Here is a 17,797-nt window from a genome sequence, read left to right as displayed (position 1 = left end):
ATTGAATACAAAGGTACGTATTACTATTAGGATTTATAAATAGTTTCCTATTTTTGAATATGCTAAAAAAGAAAAAAACGATTATTGCGCTATCGTTAATTCCACAAGTTCTACTTGTAAAATTACTTTCTAATTATCCTGAGTTTGTGGAGCAATACTATAGTAATAGTGTGTACCCTGTAATTTCTAAAGTTTTTAGGTTTACATTGGGCTGGATGCCTTTTTCTTTTGGTGATTTGATATATACTTTTGCGGGTATTTACGCTATAAGATGGTTTTATAAAAACAGAAAACGTTTACGAAAAGACACTAAAAATTGGTTAGTTGATGTTTTTGCGGCTGTTGCCATAATATATGGTGCATTTCATTTGTTTTGGGGGTTAAATTATCACCGATTACCGCTTCATAAAAGTCTGAATTTAGCACGTGATTACACCACTGAGCAGTTAGTGCATGTTACGGAAGCCTTGATTAAAAAATCGAATACATTACATTTTGAAATCACAAAAAATGATACCATTAAAGCGGATATCCCTTTTAGTAAAGGTGACATTTTTAAAATGGTGCCAGCGGGTTATGATAATTTAAAAAGAAGTTTCCCGCATTTGGAATACACCCCGAAAAGCTTAAAAAAATCACTTTACAGTCTCCCTTTAACTTACATGGGTTTTAGTGGGTATTTAAATCCGTTAACAAATGAAGCGCAGGTGGATGGACTGATCCCTGTTTATAAATTCCCGACAACATCGGCTCATGAAATTGCACATCAGTTAGGTTATGCGGCTGAAAATGAGGCCAATTTTATTGGTTTTTTAGCTACGACAAGCCATGATAATATCTATTTTAAATATACAGGGTACACTTTTGCCTTGCGTTTTTGCCTCAATGAAATTTATAGACGGGATGAAGCTTTGTATGAAAGTATTGCGATAAGTGTTAATAAAGGTATTTTAAAAAATTATAAAGAAGTTCGGGATTTCTGGGATGCTCATCAAAATCCTGCTGAACCTTTTTTTAAATTGTTTTATGGGAATTTTTTAAAAGCCAATAAACAAAGTAAGGGTATGAAGAGTTACAATTATGTAGTAGCTTTAATTGTTAATTACTACGAAAATAACAGCTTATAATTACTCCACAATTGTTGATCCTGTAAGTACTTCAAAAATATCTTTATAATATAATCACTCAAAAACAACTACTTTTGCTTAACTCTTATGAAGGAAATAACTAGCCCACAAAATACGTACATAAAACAACTTGTTCAATTAAAGGATAAGTCGCGTGAGCGTAAAAAAACAGGCACCTTTTTAATAGAAGGCGAGCGCGAAATTTCTTTGGCTTTAAAAGGTGGGTATAAATTAGAAACCGTTTTATTTTATCCAGAATTATTTTCAGAAGAAAAGCTTAACGACTTTGCACCTCATCCATTTGACACCATAGAGATTTCTAAAGATGTTTATCAAAAACTAGCTTACAGAGATACTACAGAAGGTATTTTAGCTATTGCAAAATCTAAAGAAAATGATTTAACTGATTTAAATTTTGATAAAGAAAACCCTTTAGTTTTAGTTGCTGAAGCACCAGAAAAACCAGGTAATATCGGCGCCATTTTAAGAACGGCTGATGCTGCCAATGTGGATGCTGTTATTATTGCTAATCCTAAAACCGATTTATACAACCCAAACATAATCCGCTCTAGTGTGGGCTGTGTTTTTACTAATCCCATTGCTACTGGTACTACAACTGAAATTATCGCCTTTTTAAAAGCAAATAATTTTAATATGTATTGTGCGGCGTTGCAAGCTTCAGTTAATTACCACACACAAGACTTTACAAAACTAACTGCCATTATCGTGGGTACAGAAGCTACTGGCCTGAGTAATGAATGGCTAGAAAACGCGACTCAAAATATTATTATTCCCATGCAAGGTGAAATTGATTCTATGAATGTGTCGGTTGCAGCTGGAATTCTTATTTTTGAAGCGAAGAGACAGCGGAATTTTGAGTGAACCGTTATTACGAGAAAAGGATGACCGAAGGAATCGAATGAAGTGAAACTAAAATTAAACAGATTGCCACGTCGCTAAAAAGCGTCTCGCAATGACATAAAACATATGACATCAACAACACTATTTTACATCATCATAGCTATCATTGTTATCAATTTTATAGTTGATAAAATTTTAGATGCTTTAAACGCGAAACATTACAATGATGTACTTCCTAAGGATTTGCAAGATGTTTATGATGAAGCGGAATATAAAAAATCGCAAAACTATAAGGCAACTAATTACAAATTTGGGCTGTTAACCTCATCATTTTCTATCCTTTTAACTTTAGGGTTTTTATGGTTTGATGGTTTTGAACTTGTTGATAATATAGCCAGAAACTACAGCGAAAACTCAATTATTGTGGCGCTTATTTTCTTTGGCATTATTATGATTGGTAGCGATATTTTAACCACACCATTTTCGTATTATAGCACTTTTGTTATTGAAGAAAAATTTGGATTTAACAAAACGACTATTAAAACCTTTTTCTTAGATAAAATAAAAGGTTGGCTCATGATGGCTGTTGTTGGTGGTGGTATTTTAGCCTTAATTATTTGGTTTTACGGGGCTACTGGACAAAATTTTTGGTTATATGCTTGGGGCTTAGTTGCTGTATTTACTTTGTTTATGAATATGTTTTATTCTAAACTTATTGTACCGCTATTTAATAAGCAAACCCCTTTAGAGGAAGGTACTTTACGTGATAAAATTTCTGAATATGCTAAGAGTGTCGGTTTTAAATTGGATAAGATTTTTGTAATTGATGGTTCTAAACGCAGCACAAAAGCGAATGCTTATTTTTCGGGGTTTGGTAGTGAAAAACGTGTAACACTTTATGATACCTTGATTAATGATTTGGATGATGAAGAAATTGTTGCTGTTTTAGCGCATGAGGTTGGGCATTATAAAAAGAAACACATTATTTTTAATTTATTTGCTTCTATTTTATTGACTGGATTAACGCTCTATGCTTTATCCTTATTTATTTCCAATCCATTATTATCACAAGCATTGGGTGTTGACATACCCAGCTTTCATATTGGATTGATTGCTTTTGGATTGCTCTATTCGCCTATTTCTGAAATTACTGGATTGATAATGCATTTGTTTTCTAGAAAGTTTGAATACCAAGCAGACGATTATGCTAAAAACACATATAAAGGCGAACCTTTAATTACTTCGCTTAAAAAACTATCTAAAAACAGTTTGAGCAATTTAACACCGCATCCCGCCTATGTGTTTATGCACTATTCGCATCCTACGCTTTTGGAACGGATTGTGAATTTACGTAAGTAACTGCGTTAACGATTGCAGCGGCCTGTTTGAAATCCTTTTTAAAACTTGATAGCAGTTATTTTGGTGTGAACTAGTATTAAACAGATTTTCACAGTCCTTGCGCCTTCGCAAAGACAATTTTAAAAAGATTGAGTAGTGAAAGCGTGTTAAAACGCCCAAATAAAAATAATCCAAATAAAAGGTTATCTTTGCCGCTTGAAACTCAAGAAGAGTTTAAATTCCTCAGAGTGAGGATGTGTTACTAGAAGTTTAGGTTTAAGTATGTCGATTCACTTCTTTATGTAACACTGCATAATAAATCGCATACAATAAATTAAAAATGAGCACATTCCAAGATTTAGGTCTTAATGACAACCTATTACAAGCAATTACAGATTTAGGGTTTACTAAACCCAGTGAAGTACAAGAAAAAGCAATCCCTATTTTATTAGAATCGGAAACCGATTTAGTAGCCTTAGCTCAAACGGGAACTGGTAAAACAGCAGCTTTTGGCTTCCCGATGTTAGAAAAAATTGACATTGATAGCAGAACTACCCAAGGTTTGATATTATCGCCAACCAGAGAGCTTTGTTTACAAATTACCAACGAAATGAAATTGTATGGTAAATATTGTAAAGGGCTTAACGTGGTTGCCGTTTACGGTGGATCAAGCATTACGGATCAAGCACGTGATATTAAACGTGGCGCACAAATTATTGTGGCCACTCCGGGTCGTATGAAAGATATGATTAAAAGACGTTTGGTCGATATTTCTAAAATCCAATATTCGGTTTTAGATGAGGCAGATGAAATGTTAAACATGGGTTTTAAAGAGGATATTACCGATATTTTATCGCACACTCCTGATGATAAAAACACGTGGTTATTCTCGGCAACAATGCCAAGAGAAGTAGCAACAATAGCTAAAAAATTCATGAACAATCCGCAGGAAATCACTGTTGGAAATAAAAATGAAAGCACGAGTCAAGTATCACATGAATATTATTTAGTGAATGCAAGGGATCGTTATCAAGCTTTAAAGCGTTTGTCTGATGCAAATCCAGATATTTTCTCGGTAGTATTTTGTAGAACAAAACGTGACACTCAAAAAGTTGCTGAAAACTTAATTGAAGATGGATATAATGCCGGTGCATTACACGGGGATTTAAGCCAAAACCAACGTGATATGGTCATGAAATCATTTAGAAATAAACAAATACAAATGCTAGTAGCGACTGATGTTGCTGCTCGTGGTATTGATGTTGACGATATTACACACGTTATAAATTACCAGTTGCCAGACGAACCTGAAATTTACACACACCGTTCTGGAAGAACAGGACGTGCAGGTAAAACAGGAATCTCAATGGTTATTGTATCGAAAAGTGAAGTGCGTAAAATAAAAAGTATTGAGCGTATTATTAAAAAGCAGTTCGAGAAAAAAGAAATTCCAGATGGTGCAGATATTTGTGAAGTACAATTGATGTCGCTTGCTAATAAAATTCACAATACAGAGATTAATCATGAAATTGATAAACACTTAACGAGTATTAATGAATTGTTTGCTGATACAGAGAAAGACGAATTAATTAAAAAATTCTTCTCGGTTGAGTTTACGCGTTTTTATAATTACTACAATAAATCTAAAAACTTAAATATTGCTGAAGGCTCTTACGATAGAGATGGCGGACGGGAAGGTGGACGTGACTTTAGTAGAGGTGGTAAAAATGATTCTACACGTTACTTTATAAATGTTGGTGGAAAAGATGGTTTTGATTGGATGAAGCTGAAAGACTTCTTAAAAGAGCAATTAGGACTTGGTAGAGATGATGTTTTTAAAGTGGAAACAAAAGAAAGCTTCTCGTTCTTTAATACAGAGAATGAAGTAAAAGAGAAAGTACTAGCGCACTTTACCGACTTTAAATATGAAGGCCGTTTTGTAAATGTTGAAGTGTCTGAAAACCGTGGTGGTGGAAGACGCAGCGATAGAAGCGGTGGCGGAAGACGTGACGGTGGAAATCGTCGTAATGATAGACGCGGTGGAGGAAGACGTGATGATAGAAAAGGGGCTTCTGGAAGCCGAAGTGACAGACGCAGAAGTGATGGTGACTCAAAACCACCAAGACGTTCAGATTCTAATGATTTGGGAAGTTCAAGACCGAGACGTTCTAGAAGATAGACTTTTTTGTTAATTTTAAGTCAAAGTATAGCATTACGGTATTTTTTGCCGTTTTGTTTAGTATTTTTGATTTTGAGCTTAAACCTATGAAAAATTACATCTTATTTCTTACTTTTCTGTTAACTGCTGCTGTTTCTATGGCACAAGAACCAGATAAGGTCTTAGGCGTTGTAATTAATTCGGCAGATGATTCTGTTTTGGAAAGCGTAAATATTGTTAATCTCAACCAAGTAATTGGTACAAGTACTGACAAAAAAGGTGAATTTAATATTTCAGCAAAAGTTAACGATACACTTCACTTTTCATATTTAGGTTTTAAATCAATTAAAGTTCGTGTAACAAATGACTGGCTAAAGTTTGGAAGTTCTAACATTGAACTCACCGAATTAGCTCTAGCATTGGAAGAAGTGGTTGTAAACCAATTAAAACTTACTGGTTATTTAGAAGTAGATATTAAACAAGTACCAGATATTAATACAAATTACCGTTATAGTATTTCAGGTTTACAAGGAACAGGTTACGAAGCGAGTAAAAAATCAGGTTTAACTAGAGTTATTGGTTCTATATTCAATCCTGCAGATTTCTTACATCGCATGTTTGGTAAGAAACCTAACGAACTGCGTAAGCTCAGGAAGATGAAGCAAGATGATGAAATTAGAAATTTATTAGCTTCTCGTTTTGATCGTGAAATGCTCACTGTTTTATTGCAAGTTGAACGCATAGATTTAGACGAAATTGTAAGCCAATGTAATTACTCCAAAGGCTTTATACGAACAGCAAACGACCTTCAAATACTGGATGCTATTAGCGAATGTTATGAAGAATACAAGTTGCTAAGTCGGGGACGAAGTCGAAAGATATAAATATTTATAAAAAGAGGAATTATTTAAATAATTCCTCTTTTTTGTTTTCTACTATTTTTTTAAAACATCATACCGTTCTGCAATTTCATCATAACTTTTAATCGTTTTTTTACACCAATCTAAACGTTTTTCTAAGACCTCTTTCTCTGTCAATTGCCAATTAATAGCTGTTTGCTTTAGTTTAGTTGTAACATGTTGTAAAATTATCGCAGCAGATACTGAAATGTTTAAACTTTCAGTAAATCCTACCATTGGGATTTTTAAATAACAATCTGCTTGATCTAAAACCTCTTGAGATAAACCTTCGGTTTCTCTTCCAAAGAAAAAACAGGATTTTTTAGTCACATCAAAATCATGTAATTCGCAATCATTAGTATGCGGTGTTGTAGCCACAATTTGATAACCCTTTTGTTTTAAATCTGAAATACAATCCTTTACCGTTTGATAGCGGTTCAAATCCACCCATTTTTGAGCTCCCATAGCAATTTCTCTATCAATATTTTTAGAGTTTTGCTCTTCAACAATATTTATTTCTTGTATACCAAACACATCACAACTTCGCATTACGGCACTCGTATTATGAAGCTGATACACATCTTCTGTAGCTACTGTAAAATGTTTGGTGCGTTGCGATAAAACAGCGTCAAAACGTGATTTACGAGATTCTGTTAAATAGCCTTCCATATGTTCGAGAAATTTTAAATCAATCATATTTCAAAAATACGGAATGTCATTATGAGGAACAACGTGATGTAGTAATCTTTAATCCGGAATTCTTTTAAAAAGATTGCCTAATCTCACAAAAGTATGATTCGCAATAACCTTAAAGTTAGTATATTTATACTATGAAAAAACACCTAGTGGTTCTTTCTGGAGCTGGTATGAGTGCCGAAAGTGGCATTAAAACCTTTAGAGATGCCGATGGGTTATGGGAAGGGCATGACGTTATGGAGGTTGCTACTCCTGAAGGATTTGCTGCAAACCCAGAATTGGTTTTAGATTTTTATAATCAACGTAGAAAACAACTTTTTGAGGTTAAACCAAATGGAGCTCATATTGATTTAGCGAAATTAGAAGATAATTTTAAAGTGACTATCATAACGCAGAATGTAGATGATTTACATGAACGCGCAGGAAGTACAAATGTTATTCATTTACATGGTGAATTACTAAAAGCACGCAGTAGTTATGATGAAAAAGATATACAAAAATGGAAAACAGACTTGGTATTAGGTGACCTTTGCCAGAAAGGACATCAATTAAGACCACACATTGTTTGGTTTGGCGAAGATGTTCCTATGATTGAAAGCGCTGTTGAAATTTGTAAAACCGCAAATGTTCTTATTATTATTGGAACTTCTATGCAAGTCTATCCTGCTGCAAGTTTAATGCATTATGTCCCTCAAAATACGCCAACTTATTTTATAGATCCTAAACCGAGTATGGAGAGTAAAGAAAATTTAACTGTAATTACTGAAACGGCTACGGTAGGAATCAAAAAAGTTATCGGATCATTAAAATAGTGATTAGCTTTTATTTTTCTCTTCAATCCACTTACTCATAAACTTTGTACTTTGCAGCATGTGATGGTGAAGCATTTGACCTGTAAAGTTGTTAAGTCGGTGTTGCTTGATTTGTTGAGTGGTTGCTTTAACAAAACCTATTAGTTTTTGTTGCTGTTTAATTTTATTAAAACGTTGATTAATTAAGTCAAATCCATTTTCCACCTTTGCTTTGCATATCGTTTCATTTTGGAATAACGCGATAGCTTTATTTGAAAATAGTTTTGGGTTATCTTCAATAAAACCATTAGGTTCTATATGTCCAAACATACCTTCTGCTCCAATACTTGTCGTTACACAAGGTGTCCCATTTTTCATGGCATCAACCAACTTCCCTTTTAAACCTGCCCCAAATCTAATGGGTGCTAAACATACTCTCGCATTTTGCATGACGACATTGACATCTTCAGCAAAACCTTTGATTAGAAAACCTTCTTTGTCGTTATGCAGCTGATTGACTTTTTGAGAAGCATAAGCACCATAAACATGTAATTCTGCTTTTGGTAATTGCTTTCTAATTAATGGCCAAATGGTTTCTTTTAAGTAAAGAACTGCATTATAATTAGGCTCATGTAAAAAATTCCCTATGGTTATAAAATGATTTCTGTTTTCAAATTTTGGAAGTGTTTTAATATCTTCTTCTGAGATAGAATTCAGCATAAAAGGTAAATATAACAACAGAGATTCATCCACTTTAAACTGATACTTCAAAATATGCATTTCAGCTTCAGAAATAATCAAACTCAAATCACTTCTGTAAATACTGGCTACTTCTCGCTTTGCGATATCATGGAATAAATAAGATTCATCAAATGGTTTGTCATCCTGAAAAGCCTGTTGTCTGCCTTTTCTTAAGCAATGTAAGTCTTCTGTGTCTAAAACTCTTAACGCGTCAGGGCACTGTTCTTTAACGCGCCACCCGAATTGTTCTTCCATCATAAAGCGATCGAACAAAACCACATTAGGGTTAAGTTTCTTGATGAAAACATCAAAAGACGAGTTATTTAATTCAATAGAAACTTGAGAAACTCCAATACTTTCCAAATTAAAAGCATTGTCACTTTTAGCACATGGACTTGCAAATGTAATGTGATACTCTTCTGAATGAAATACTTCAATTAATTGCATCATCCGGCTACCCGCAGCAGAACTTTTAGGCTCTGGCCAAACAAAACCAATAATTAATAGGTGCTTTCGCATGGTTTATTATACTATTAAAGTACTACTCAGGCTTCGGTTCTAAACCATATTTTAGTCGTACCAATTTTGCCCAATCAATAACAGCCATTCTTTGTTCATCAGTTAATTTTGCTTCATCATGGGTCCAAGTGTAAGAATTTAAAGGCATTTCTTTTTGTTCAACCATTTCTATGAGTTCTTCAAACTTATGGTCTTTTCTTTTTGTAGAATTCCCCTCCCAGTTAGATAGATTAAAATGCTTTTTTCCATCTTTTACATGTTCAGCCAACCAAAAATTTACTGGAGTTATATTATTATACCAAGGGTATTGTGTAACATCGCTATGACAATCAAAACATGTTTCTTTTAAAATGATTTTTACATCTTTAGGAGGGTTAGTTTCAGACATAAAAGCATCAATAGAAGCTAAATCACCTTCGTTTTTGTCAGGTTCAAAAAATTGAGCTACTACGAATGCAATTAGTAATACAAATAATATCTTTTTTATTATTTCCATGGTTCGAAATTTATATCTTACATAAACAGTTTAGAAATTTAAAAGTAGTAAAATATCCTATGAGTTTAGAAGAATTATATAAAGAATTAAGTAACATAACTGCGTTGCGCGAAAACCGCTTGAAATATGCTAATATGGTTTTAGAGGACATGAGTTTGTTTCCTAAACTTATGGACATTTTGTTTATGGTAGATGACAAGGTCTCTTGCAAAGCAGCATGGGTTTTGGAGTTTATTTGCGCTGAATATCTTTATGCCATTGTGCCTTATTTAAACACATTTACAAGCAACTTGAAAAAAATTCATTTTGATTCTGCAGTTCGTCCTGTTGCTAAAGTTTGTGGTTTTATAGCCACTGATTATTATTCAAAAAAACCAAATACCTTACAAAACACACTCTCTCCAATTCACAAAGAATTTATAGTTGAAGCATGTTTCGATTGGCTAATTAGTGACCATAAAGTCGCCCCAAAAGTTTACTCCATGGAAACACTTTACCTTTTTGGAAAAGATAGCAATTGGATACATACAGAACTTGCTTTAATCTTGGAACAAGACTTTTCAAAACAAAGTGCTGGTTTTAAAGCTAGAGCTAAACAAACATTAAAAAAAATAAAGAAAAATAAGTTGTAATTTATAACTGCATAACTTCTGTTAATTTTTCGTCATCAATAGTAAGTAAGCCGCTTTTTACTAAACGTTTTGTTAGTGTTTTCCAGTTTTTATCTTGAACAAAGATGCTTTTAAGAATTGGAAAGGCCTTATTAAACTCTCTATTATTTAATAAATTAATAGCGTGCCAATATTTCATTTCTAAATTATCTGGAAATAGTTTTTGCGCCTCTAAATATAAGTTTTCAGCCTCTTTTGTATCACCAAGCTCCATAGCTAGGTCACCATTATTCATAAAATCATAGGCCTTATGAATTTTAATTAATCGTTCCAATTCTTGTATTGGGTTTGCATGGTCTTCAACTCGAAGATCCATCACCACATCTTCCCAAGAATTGCCAGTTGCTTCACCTTTAACGATTAAAATAGCAGCTGATTGTTTACCTCTAATATCGCCTTTTTCATTTTCTGCAGCCTTTAATGCGGCTAATACGCGTTGGCTTAAATCACCTTTAGAAGATTCAAAAGCGTCCGCCATGGCATCCCAAACGGTATTATTCAACATCATATTTGCCTGAACAGAAAAATTATCGCCTTGTCTATTCCCAGCTTCATCAATACACTGGCTTCCTGTATGCGTTGCAACTAAACCATTTTTATTTAAAAAAGCAACTTGTCTATACATTTCACCAGAATCGTTTTGCAATAATGCATTTAAAGCTTGGTCTGGAGACAGACCTTGTTCCATTAACGTTAGCCCCTTTGGTCCATAACTTGGGTTAACGAAAGATTGCGTAGCCACAACCCCAACACCAGCTTTACCATAGGTAACTACACTACCCACACTAAACCAATGGCTTTGTACAGCAACGGCCATATCTCCAGATACTGAATCTCTTGCTACAATAGAATACGTATGTGTAAATGGCTCGGCTTTTTTATAAAATTGAGCGGTTATGGTTTGAGAAATGATGAAAATGCATAAAAATGATACTAATTTCATGTTACCGTTTTTTTATTAAATATACTATTTATTGTCGAATGGAATAATTTTTTCATTAAACTTCGATTCTAATTCTTAACATCTTACATACAAAAATTCTATCTTTGCCACTTCTAAAAACCAAACATAAATTATGTCATTATCAGCATTAAATGCCATCTCTCCTATTGATGGACGCTATAGAAGTAAAGTAAATGAGTTGGCTCCATATTTTTCTGAAGAAGCTTTAATAAAATACCGTGTTTTAGTTGAAATAGAATATTTTATTGCACTTTGCGAAATTCCTTTACCTCAACTTCAGTCTGTAGATAGTGCTATTTTTGAAAATTTAAGAGCGATTTATAAAGATTTTTCTTCTGATGATGCTTTAGCTATTAAAAAAATTGAAAGTGTTACCAATCATGATGTTAAAGCTGTTGAATATTTTATTAAAGATCAATTTGATGCTTTAGGTTTATCTGAATATAAAGAGTTTATCCATTTTGGATTAACCTCTCAAGATATTAATAATACAGCTATTCCTTTAAGTATTAAGGAAGCTATGAATGATGTTTATGTCCCTGAATATTTTATCATTTTAAATAAATTAAAGGACTTATCTAAAGACTGGGCAGCCATTCCTATGTTGGCTAGAACCCATGGACAACCTGCATCTCCTACTCGACTTGGCAAAGAAATTGAAGTTTTTGTAGTGCGTCTAGAAGAACAATTTAATTTATTGAACGATATACCAAGTGCCGCAAAATTTGGTGGTGCTACAGGTAATTTTAACGCGCATCATGTTGCTTATCCAAACATTGACTGGAAAGCTTTTGGCGGGAAATTTGTTCAAGAAAAATTAGGACTTCAGCATTCATTCCCGACAACACAGATTGAGCACTACGACCACATGGCAGCTTTGTTTGATAACTTGAAGCGTATTAATACAATTATCCTGGATTTAGATAGAGACATTTGGACTTATGTTTCAATGGAATATTTCAAACAAAAAATTAAAGCTGGTGAAGTTGGTAGTTCTGCAATGCCACATAAAGTAAACCCTATAGATTTTGAAAACTCTGAAGGAAACTTAGGTATTGCAAACGCTATTTTCGAGCATCTTTCTGCTAAACTCCCAGTTTCAAGATTACAGCGTGATTTAACAGATAGTACTGTTTTACGTAATATTGGTGTTCCTTTTGGTCATACACTTATTGGTTTTAAATCAACTTTAAAAGGTTTAGATAAATTATTGTTAAACGAAAGTAAATTTGCTGAAGATTTAGAAAACAATTGGGCGGTCGTTGCCGAGGCTATTCAAACTATTTTACGTCGAGAAGGGTACCCTAATCCATATGAAGCGTTAAAAGGTTTAACGAGAACAAATTCTAAAATAAATCAAGATTCTATTGCAAATTTTATTGATACTTTAGAAGTCTCAAACACAATAAAAACAGAATTAAAATGTATTACGCCTGGTAATTATACAGGAATTTAAATATTAAATGAGATAACATGTTAAACGACAAACAATCTTTGATACTTACCGGACTTATGGTTGCTGGTATTTTCATTTTTGGAGTACTCGATATTCTAGAAAATTTTGTTGTATTAACCATACTTACTATCGTATTTTTTACTGTTGTTATTAATATTTTTTATTCTAAGCTTAAACTAGAAGATACCACTCAAAAACAAGACAATTCCAAATAAAAAAGGGTTCTTTTAGGAAACTCATATACTCCAAAAATGATATAAAAAACCCTAGATGTCTACATCTAGGGTTTTTACTTTAATATAACTACTATAAATTATTTAAAGTAATTCATAATATTTTCTATTTGGCCTTCTTCAATATTTGCATTTTGAAATGCACTAATTAAGGTAACCATTTTGTCTGGATTCATATCATCTCCTAAAATTCTAACAATACCAAATCCCATATCTTTAGCACTTCCAAAAACTATGACTTCATCTGCTTCCTCATCAGTTCCAATATACTTTACAGATATCTTGTTTCCCTTATCGCTAAACTCCATTAAGCCATTGTATTTACTATCACTTAAAATAGTTTTTATTTTTGCTAATTCTGCTAAATAGGTTTCAGTGTCTGTTTCATTAACCTTATATCCTAAAAAATTTAACTTATTTACAGAATTATAAGCTTCTTTTTGAGCTTCAGTAAAATTAGATTTATCAAGTTCAATAAGTGAAAGTGGTAAATCTTGAGATATAAAGTTCTTAGATTCCTGGTTATCTACGTAATAGCGTTGTAAACTAACATTATCACCGCAGCTAGTAAAAATAACTGCGGTTAATAATGCGTATGCTAAATATTTGATTGCTCGTTGCATGATTGATGATTAGTTTTATTTGTTCTTTTCTAAATGACTACCACCTGGTATATTCATTTTATCAGTAAGTTTAGAAATTTCGTTAAGATCTATATCTCCTGTAAGTGACACTACAACTGTTTCTATTTTTCGTTCCTTACCATTAATTTCAACCTTTTCATTCATTACTTTATCAATACCATTTACATAGATTAAAAGCTCTTTAACGTGGTCTGCATCTTTACCTTCTTTTACATAAAATTTCACCTCAGTACCATCATCTTTTACTTCCATTAACTCTTCTAAGCCTCCAGATCGCGATTTTACCCATTTAGAAATATCAGCAGATATTACTTTATTATCAGTAACAATAGTTTTAAAACTCGTGATACTTTTTACCATATCCATGTATGCTTTTGCTTCAGCATCTTCAACATTAATACCCATTTTAGCTATCATTTGAAACATTTTGGGTTTTATAGAGACATAAGTAACATCAGCGTCGTCACTATATTTTTCAAAAATATTTTTCTGTGCCATCCCCGCTAGTGGTACTAACATAATGGCCATTACTAATACTATTAATTTATTTTTCATCGTTCTTGCTTTTAATTTATTTGTGTTCATTAATTCTAATTATTTAGTTTTTAAAAATTATACTTGTGGCATTTTCAATTTCGTTAAGATATCCTAAAGTTGAAGTACCTTTATTTACTTCATTAAGATAACTTACAGTTGATGCGCCTGTATTGAATTTTTCAGAAATCATTTCCATTGATTTTGAAAACTCATTAAAGGCTAGTTGCGGGTCTTCATAGGTGCCTAAATCACTACCGTAAATTGAAGTTCCAAAATAAAACCCTAGCATAAGAACCGCTACTGCTGCGACAGAAATCCATTTGTAATTAAAATTACGTTTTGTTTTTAATGGAACGTCTTTAGTAAATCGTTCTTGCTTGTTTACCAAAAAATACTCAAACATTGGTTTGTACATTTCTAAATGCGGCGCTACAGTTCCCTGTGTAAAATAGTGTTTTAACTGCTGCTCTTCTTTAAGCGATGTTTCACCGTTTTCGTACTTTTCTAGTAATTTTTCTATATTATCTAACACCATAATTGTGTGTATTTGTTAATTTTTCTCTTATTGTTTTTCTTGCTCTCGATAAGGCGACACGTACCGCTGTATTACTCATATCGAGCATTTTTGAAATCTCATCAAAATCATAGTCTTCTATATCTCGTAATTGAATTATCATTTTTTGTTGTTCCGGTAATTCGGCAATAATTTTGGCTACCCAACTTACACTATCATTAAATTCAACTTGCTTTTGTAATGGTGTGTGTTTTTCTTCGTAATTACTATGTACAATTTTCAAATTTTGTGCCTGTTTAGATTTTAACTTATCAAAACAATAATTCTTTGTCATGGTCATCGAAAAAGCCTCTAAATTCTTATACTCAGCAATTTTTAGTTTATTATTCCACAATTTTAACAGAACTTCCTGTGTTGCATCTTCAGCCTCTTCCCTAGACACAAGCAATCGTTTTGCTAAACGAAATACTTTATCCTTAAAAGGCAACACAATATTTAAAAACTCTGTTTGAGTCATTTTGGTTTGGTTTAATTAAAAAAGCTTTGTTAAGGCTATTTGATATTACGACGACACAGTATTTGTTTTGTTACATGACAAATAAAAAAATATTAAATATTATGGCGTAACCCCATCGGGTCGGGCTTTCTCTAATCGCCTCCTCCGACGTCGGCGAGCTCAAACATACCGTTCAATCCCTTATGCGGGTTTATCAGCTAAGTTTCAGTAAAACTAATATCTACTATCTTAATTTATAAAAACTATAGAATTACATTCAACGAAATTTCAAGTGTTTATTTTTTATTAAACAATAATGTAAGTAAATTTAAGGTTTTAAGGACTAAACTTGAAATTGAAAAAAAACTATGCAAAATTATAAAGCCCTAATCCTACTATTTATATTTTCTCTTAGTGCAGTAAGTTGTTTTGAAGATAATGATGATATTGGTGTTACTGCAAATGAAATAAATGATTTTGTCTGGAAAGGCATGAATCTTTTTTATCTCTATAAAGACGATGTACCAGATTTAGCAAACGATCGATTTTCAGGTAATGGTGAGTATGCTTCTTATTTAAACAATTTTTCTACTCCACCAGATTTATTTGAAAGTTTAATATACGAAAGAGAAAATGTTGATAGGTTTAGTTGGATTGTTGATGACTATCTTGCTTTAGAACAGTTGTTTCAAGGCAATTCAATTACCAATGGCATGGAATATAGCTTATTTTTGGCTCCTAATAGTACAACTGAGGCTGTCGGCATTATACGTTTAGTTTTACCAGATGGTCCAGCAGATAATAATGATTTAAAACGAGGCGATATTTTTTATGCCATTGATGGTGTAAAACTAACACTAGATAATTTCAGATCGTTAACCAGTAAAGACACTTACACATTAAATCTTGGTTTTTATAACGACAAAGGCACAATAGATACTGATGACGATAGTATAGACCCACTTAATAGAGATGTCAATTTAAGTAAAGTTCAATATTCAGAAAATCCAGTTTTTAAAATAGAGATTATTAATGTTGGTGGAGAAAATGTTGGCTATTTAATGTACAACGGATTCACAGCAGGTTCAGAAAACGAATTAAATGCTGTGTTTGGTGAATTTAAATCTAATAATGTTCAACATTTAGTTTTAGATTTAAGATATAACCCCGGTGGAAGAGTAAATGTTGAAACTTTTTTAGCTAGTATGATTACAGGCCAATATACCGGAGACCTTTTTCAAAAACTCATATACAATAGTACGTTGCAGAGTAACAATACTGATTATAATTTCGCTAATAAATTAGATGATGGAGGTATAATTAATAGTTTGGGCTTGAACAAAATATACGTTCTAACCACAGGGCGATCAGCTTCTGCAAGTGAAGGTCTAATAAACAGCTTAATGCCTTACATGAATGAAATCATTCAAATAGGAACAACTACTGTTGGAAAAACACAAGCATCAAGAACACTTTATGATTCTCCAAATTTTCAAAGAGCAGGTGCTAACCCAAATCACACCTATGCTATGCAACCTTTAATTGCGAATGGGGTTAATAAAGATGATGTCGCAGTCCCAGGAACTGGACTTCCTCCATCTATTGGATTTGAATATCAAGAAAGACCACTAAATTATGGCATTTTAGGTGATATAAATGAACCCATGCTAGCCCTAGCTTTAGCTGATATTGAAAATTCCAGCAGTAAAATCTCAGATATTAAATCTAAATCTGCTAAAATTTTTAAATTATTAATGGACAGTAATGATTTTAATCCGCTTGAAGGTGGTATGATTATCGATTAAATTCCAATTCGTGTGAATAAACACAAAACCTAGTTCAACTGGAGTTCAGGCAAAGATTCAGCATTGGCACTTTATCTTTTATTACAAGATGATCGTTTTTCTGTTGAAGAATTAATTACAACAATAAACAGTCATTACAATCGTGTATCTATGCACGGACTGAGAAAAGAACTTCTACTTGCTCAAACTGATGCTTTAAATATTCCTGCAAGTGTAATAGAACTTCCAGAAATGCCCAGTATGGCGGTTTATGAACAAAAAATGTTAGAAACCGTTTCAAGATTAAAAAAGGATGGATTTACCCATACATCGTTTGGTGATATATTTCTTGATAATCTAAGAGGTTATAGAGAACAACAACTTGCAAAACAAAATTTACAGGCTATTTTCCCTATTCGGAAACAAGATACGTAAGAACTTCTTAACGAGTTTTTAGATTTAGGTTTCAAAACCATTATTGTTTGTGCAAAGTCTAAATATTTTAACGAGCATTTTGCAGGAACTATTATCGACAATAATTTTATAGACAACTTACCTGAAACTGTTCATCCATGTCGCGAAAATGGAGAATTTCACACCTTTTGTTTTGATGGTCCTATTTTTAAAAATCCAATTGAATTCACTATTGGAGAAAAAGTATATCGGGAGTATGATTTACATAAAACAGATAACTATCCTGTTTGCAAAAGCGACGATGAAAAATACGGGGTTTGGTATTGTGATTTAATTCCAAAATAAAAAGGCCACTTCAAAATACATTAAAGCGACCTTTTTAAATTCCTTTATTTACTTTTTATAAATTCAAATTCAATCCTAAACTTATATTTCTTCCTCTTGTTGTATAACCCAAA

The 17,797-nt window shown here is 32.8% G+C and carries 18 protein-coding genes and 1 pseudogene; 11 read left to right on the top strand and 8 right to left on the bottom strand.

Annotated elements, in window-relative coordinates; translation table 11 throughout:
* The first annotated feature begins 59 nt into the window (after positions 1-59).
* The 5 genes from QZ260_RS06450 to QZ260_RS06430 all read left to right on the top strand — a co-directional run bounded on the left by QZ260_RS06450 (position 60) and on the right by QZ260_RS06430 (position 6,368).
* On the top strand, positions 60-1,127 hold the full coding sequence (locus QZ260_RS06450; RefSeq protein WP_295984158.1) for a DUF3810 domain-containing protein: 1,068 nt from the start codon (positions 60-62) through the stop codon (positions 1,125-1,127).
* Positions 1,128-1,214: 87 nt separating this feature from the next.
* On the top strand, positions 1,215-2,009 hold the full coding sequence (locus QZ260_RS06445) for an RNA methyltransferase (RefSeq protein WP_295984157.1): 795 nt from the start codon (positions 1,215-1,217) through the stop codon (positions 2,007-2,009).
* Positions 2,010-2,114: 105 nt separating this feature from the next.
* Positions 2,115-3,347: a M48 family metallopeptidase gene (locus QZ260_RS06440; protein ID WP_295984156.1), complete on the top strand. Its 1,233-nt coding sequence runs from the start codon at positions 2,115-2,117 to the stop codon at positions 3,345-3,347.
* 319 nt (positions 3,348-3,666) lie between these two features.
* The gene (locus QZ260_RS06435) at positions 3,667-5,505 is read left to right on the top strand and encodes a DEAD/DEAH box helicase (RefSeq protein WP_295984154.1); all 1,839 of its coding nucleotides are present in this window, start codon (positions 3,667-3,669) and stop codon (positions 5,503-5,505) included.
* 86 nt (positions 5,506-5,591) lie between these two features.
* Positions 5,592-6,368, top strand: coding sequence for a carboxypeptidase-like regulatory domain-containing protein (locus QZ260_RS06430; protein ID WP_295984151.1), 777 nt, complete (start codon positions 5,592-5,594; stop codon positions 6,366-6,368).
* Between the two features lie 51 nt (positions 6,369-6,419).
* Here the strand turns inward: QZ260_RS06430 and QZ260_RS06425 are convergent, their stop codons facing one another.
* A complete protein-coding gene (locus QZ260_RS06425; protein ID WP_295984149.1) occupies positions 6,420-7,079 on the bottom strand; it encodes an RNA methyltransferase in 660 nt (219 codons plus the stop codon).
* 134 nt (positions 7,080-7,213) lie between these two features.
* Between QZ260_RS06425 and QZ260_RS06420 the strand changes: the two genes are divergently transcribed.
* Positions 7,214-7,891, top strand: a complete 678-nt coding sequence (locus QZ260_RS06420) for an NAD-dependent deacylase (RefSeq protein ID WP_295984146.1) — start codon at positions 7,214-7,216, stop codon at positions 7,889-7,891.
* Between the two features lie 3 nt (positions 7,892-7,894).
* On the opposite strand, the gene QZ260_RS06415 is transcribed toward QZ260_RS06420, so the two are convergent.
* Together QZ260_RS06415 and QZ260_RS06410 are read right to left on the bottom strand one after the other, a co-directional pair.
* A complete protein-coding gene (locus QZ260_RS06415) occupies positions 7,895-9,130 on the bottom strand; it encodes a glycosyltransferase (protein WP_295984144.1) in 1,236 nt (411 codons plus the stop codon).
* A 22-nt stretch (positions 9,131-9,152) separates the two neighbouring features.
* Positions 9,153-9,626 (bottom strand): heme-binding domain-containing protein, encoded by a 474-nt coding sequence (locus QZ260_RS06410; protein WP_295984142.1) that lies wholly within the window; start codon positions 9,624-9,626, stop codon positions 9,153-9,155.
* Between the two features lie 59 nt (positions 9,627-9,685).
* On the opposite strand from QZ260_RS06410, the gene QZ260_RS06405 reads away from it, so the two are divergent.
* Entirely contained in the window at positions 9,686-10,258 is a 573-nt protein-coding gene (locus QZ260_RS06405) for an adenylosuccinate lyase (RefSeq protein WP_295984141.1), read from the top strand.
* Position 10,259: 1 nt separating this feature from the next.
* Here QZ260_RS06405 and QZ260_RS06400 read toward each other — a convergent pair whose 3' ends face one another.
* Positions 10,260-11,240: a DUF1028 domain-containing protein gene (locus QZ260_RS06400; RefSeq protein WP_295984140.1), complete on the bottom strand. Its 981-nt coding sequence runs from the start codon at positions 11,238-11,240 to the stop codon at positions 10,260-10,262.
* Positions 11,241-11,373: 133 nt separating this feature from the next.
* Between QZ260_RS06400 and purB the strand changes: the two genes are divergently transcribed.
* Together purB and QZ260_RS06390 are read left to right on the top strand one after the other, a co-directional pair.
* Complete coding sequence (purB, locus tag QZ260_RS06395; RefSeq protein ID WP_295984138.1) at positions 11,374-12,717, top strand: adenylosuccinate lyase; 1,344 nt, start codon at positions 11,374-11,376, stop codon at positions 12,715-12,717.
* A 17-nt stretch (positions 12,718-12,734) separates the two neighbouring features.
* A complete protein-coding gene (locus QZ260_RS06390; RefSeq protein WP_295984137.1) occupies positions 12,735-12,932 on the top strand; it encodes a hypothetical protein in 198 nt (65 codons plus the stop codon).
* A 98-nt stretch (positions 12,933-13,030) separates the two neighbouring features.
* Here the strand turns inward: QZ260_RS06390 and QZ260_RS06385 are convergent, their stop codons facing one another.
* The 4 genes from QZ260_RS06385 to QZ260_RS06370 are packed head-to-tail and all read right to left on the bottom strand — an operon-like array spanning position 13,031 to position 15,162.
* Positions 13,031-13,573, bottom strand: a complete 543-nt coding sequence (locus QZ260_RS06385) for a DUF4252 domain-containing protein (RefSeq protein ID WP_295984132.1) — start codon at positions 13,571-13,573, stop codon at positions 13,031-13,033.
* Between the two features lie 15 nt (positions 13,574-13,588).
* Positions 13,589-14,179, bottom strand: a complete 591-nt coding sequence (locus QZ260_RS06380; protein WP_295984131.1) for a DUF4252 domain-containing protein — start codon at positions 14,177-14,179, stop codon at positions 13,589-13,591.
* Positions 14,180-14,192: 13 nt separating this feature from the next.
* Positions 14,193-14,666, bottom strand: coding sequence for a hypothetical protein (locus QZ260_RS06375; RefSeq protein WP_295984129.1), 474 nt, complete (start codon positions 14,664-14,666; stop codon positions 14,193-14,195).
* On the bottom strand, positions 14,653-15,162 hold the full coding sequence (locus QZ260_RS06370) for an RNA polymerase sigma factor (RefSeq protein ID WP_295984127.1): 510 nt from the start codon (positions 15,160-15,162) through the stop codon (positions 14,653-14,655). The genes QZ260_RS06375 and QZ260_RS06370 overlap by 14 nt, the downstream gene beginning before the upstream one ends.
* 347 nt (positions 15,163-15,509) lie before the next feature.
* Between QZ260_RS06370 and QZ260_RS06365 the strand changes: the two genes are divergently transcribed.
* Both QZ260_RS06365 and QZ260_RS06360 read left to right on the top strand, forming a co-directional pair.
* Positions 15,510-16,946: a S41 family peptidase gene (locus QZ260_RS06365; protein ID WP_295984125.1), complete on the top strand. Its 1,437-nt coding sequence runs from the start codon at positions 15,510-15,512 to the stop codon at positions 16,944-16,946.
* A 51-nt stretch (positions 16,947-16,997) separates the two neighbouring features.
* Positions 16,998-17,684 (top strand): annotated as a pseudogene (locus tag QZ260_RS06360) (ATP-binding protein); the annotation flags it as partial.
* Positions 17,685-17,797: the final 113 nt, after the last annotated feature.

It is taken from the genome of uncultured Algibacter sp. (assembly GCF_905480415.1).
Classification (GTDB): domain Bacteria; phylum Bacteroidota; class Bacteroidia; order Flavobacteriales; family Flavobacteriaceae; genus Algibacter_B.
The sequence above is the reverse complement of the archived record's forward strand: the minus strand, read 5'-3'. Positions and strand labels throughout refer to the sequence as shown.

Bases quoted from the DNA above. Each gene is read 5' to 3' on its own strand.
- QZ260_RS06450 (WP_295984158.1), top strand. From the start codon at position 60: ATGCTAAAAAAGAAAAAAACGATTATTGCGCTATCGTTAATTCCACAA.
- QZ260_RS06445 (WP_295984157.1), top strand. From the start codon at position 1,215: ATGAAGGAAATAACTAGCCCACAAAATACGTACATAAAACAACTTGTT.
- QZ260_RS06440 (WP_295984156.1), top strand. From the start codon at position 2,115: ATGACATCAACAACACTATTTTACATCATCATAGCTATCATTGTTATC.
- QZ260_RS06435 (WP_295984154.1), top strand. From the start codon at position 3,667: ATGAGCACATTCCAAGATTTAGGTCTTAATGACAACCTATTACAAGCA.
- QZ260_RS06430 (WP_295984151.1), top strand. From the start codon at position 5,592: ATGAAAAATTACATCTTATTTCTTACTTTTCTGTTAACTGCTGCTGTT.
- QZ260_RS06425 (WP_295984149.1), bottom strand. From the start codon at position 7,079: ATGATTGATTTAAAATTTCTCGAACATATGGAAGGCTATTTAACAGAA.
- QZ260_RS06420 (WP_295984146.1), top strand. From the start codon at position 7,214: ATGAAAAAACACCTAGTGGTTCTTTCTGGAGCTGGTATGAGTGCCGAA.
- QZ260_RS06415 (WP_295984144.1), bottom strand. From the start codon at position 9,130: ATGCGAAAGCACCTATTAATTATTGGTTTTGTTTGGCCAGAGCCTAAA.
- QZ260_RS06410 (WP_295984142.1), bottom strand. From the start codon at position 9,626: ATGGAAATAATAAAAAAGATATTATTTGTATTACTAATTGCATTCGTA.
- QZ260_RS06405 (WP_295984141.1), top strand. From the start codon at position 9,686: ATGAGTTTAGAAGAATTATATAAAGAATTAAGTAACATAACTGCGTTG.
- QZ260_RS06400 (WP_295984140.1), bottom strand. From the start codon at position 11,240: ATGAAATTAGTATCATTTTTATGCATTTTCATCATTTCTCAAACCATA.
- purB (WP_295984138.1), top strand. From the start codon at position 11,374: ATGTCATTATCAGCATTAAATGCCATCTCTCCTATTGATGGACGCTAT.
- QZ260_RS06390 (WP_295984137.1), top strand. From the start codon at position 12,735: ATGTTAAACGACAAACAATCTTTGATACTTACCGGACTTATGGTTGCT.
- QZ260_RS06385 (WP_295984132.1), bottom strand. From the start codon at position 13,573: ATGCAACGAGCAATCAAATATTTAGCATACGCATTATTAACCGCAGTT.
- QZ260_RS06380 (WP_295984131.1), bottom strand. From the start codon at position 14,179: ATGAACACAAATAAATTAAAAGCAAGAACGATGAAAAATAAATTAATA.
- QZ260_RS06375 (WP_295984129.1), bottom strand. From the start codon at position 14,666: ATGGTGTTAGATAATATAGAAAAATTACTAGAAAAGTACGAAAACGGT.
- QZ260_RS06370 (WP_295984127.1), bottom strand. From the start codon at position 15,162: ATGACTCAAACAGAGTTTTTAAATATTGTGTTGCCTTTTAAGGATAAA.
- QZ260_RS06365 (WP_295984125.1), top strand. From the start codon at position 15,510: ATGCAAAATTATAAAGCCCTAATCCTACTATTTATATTTTCTCTTAGT.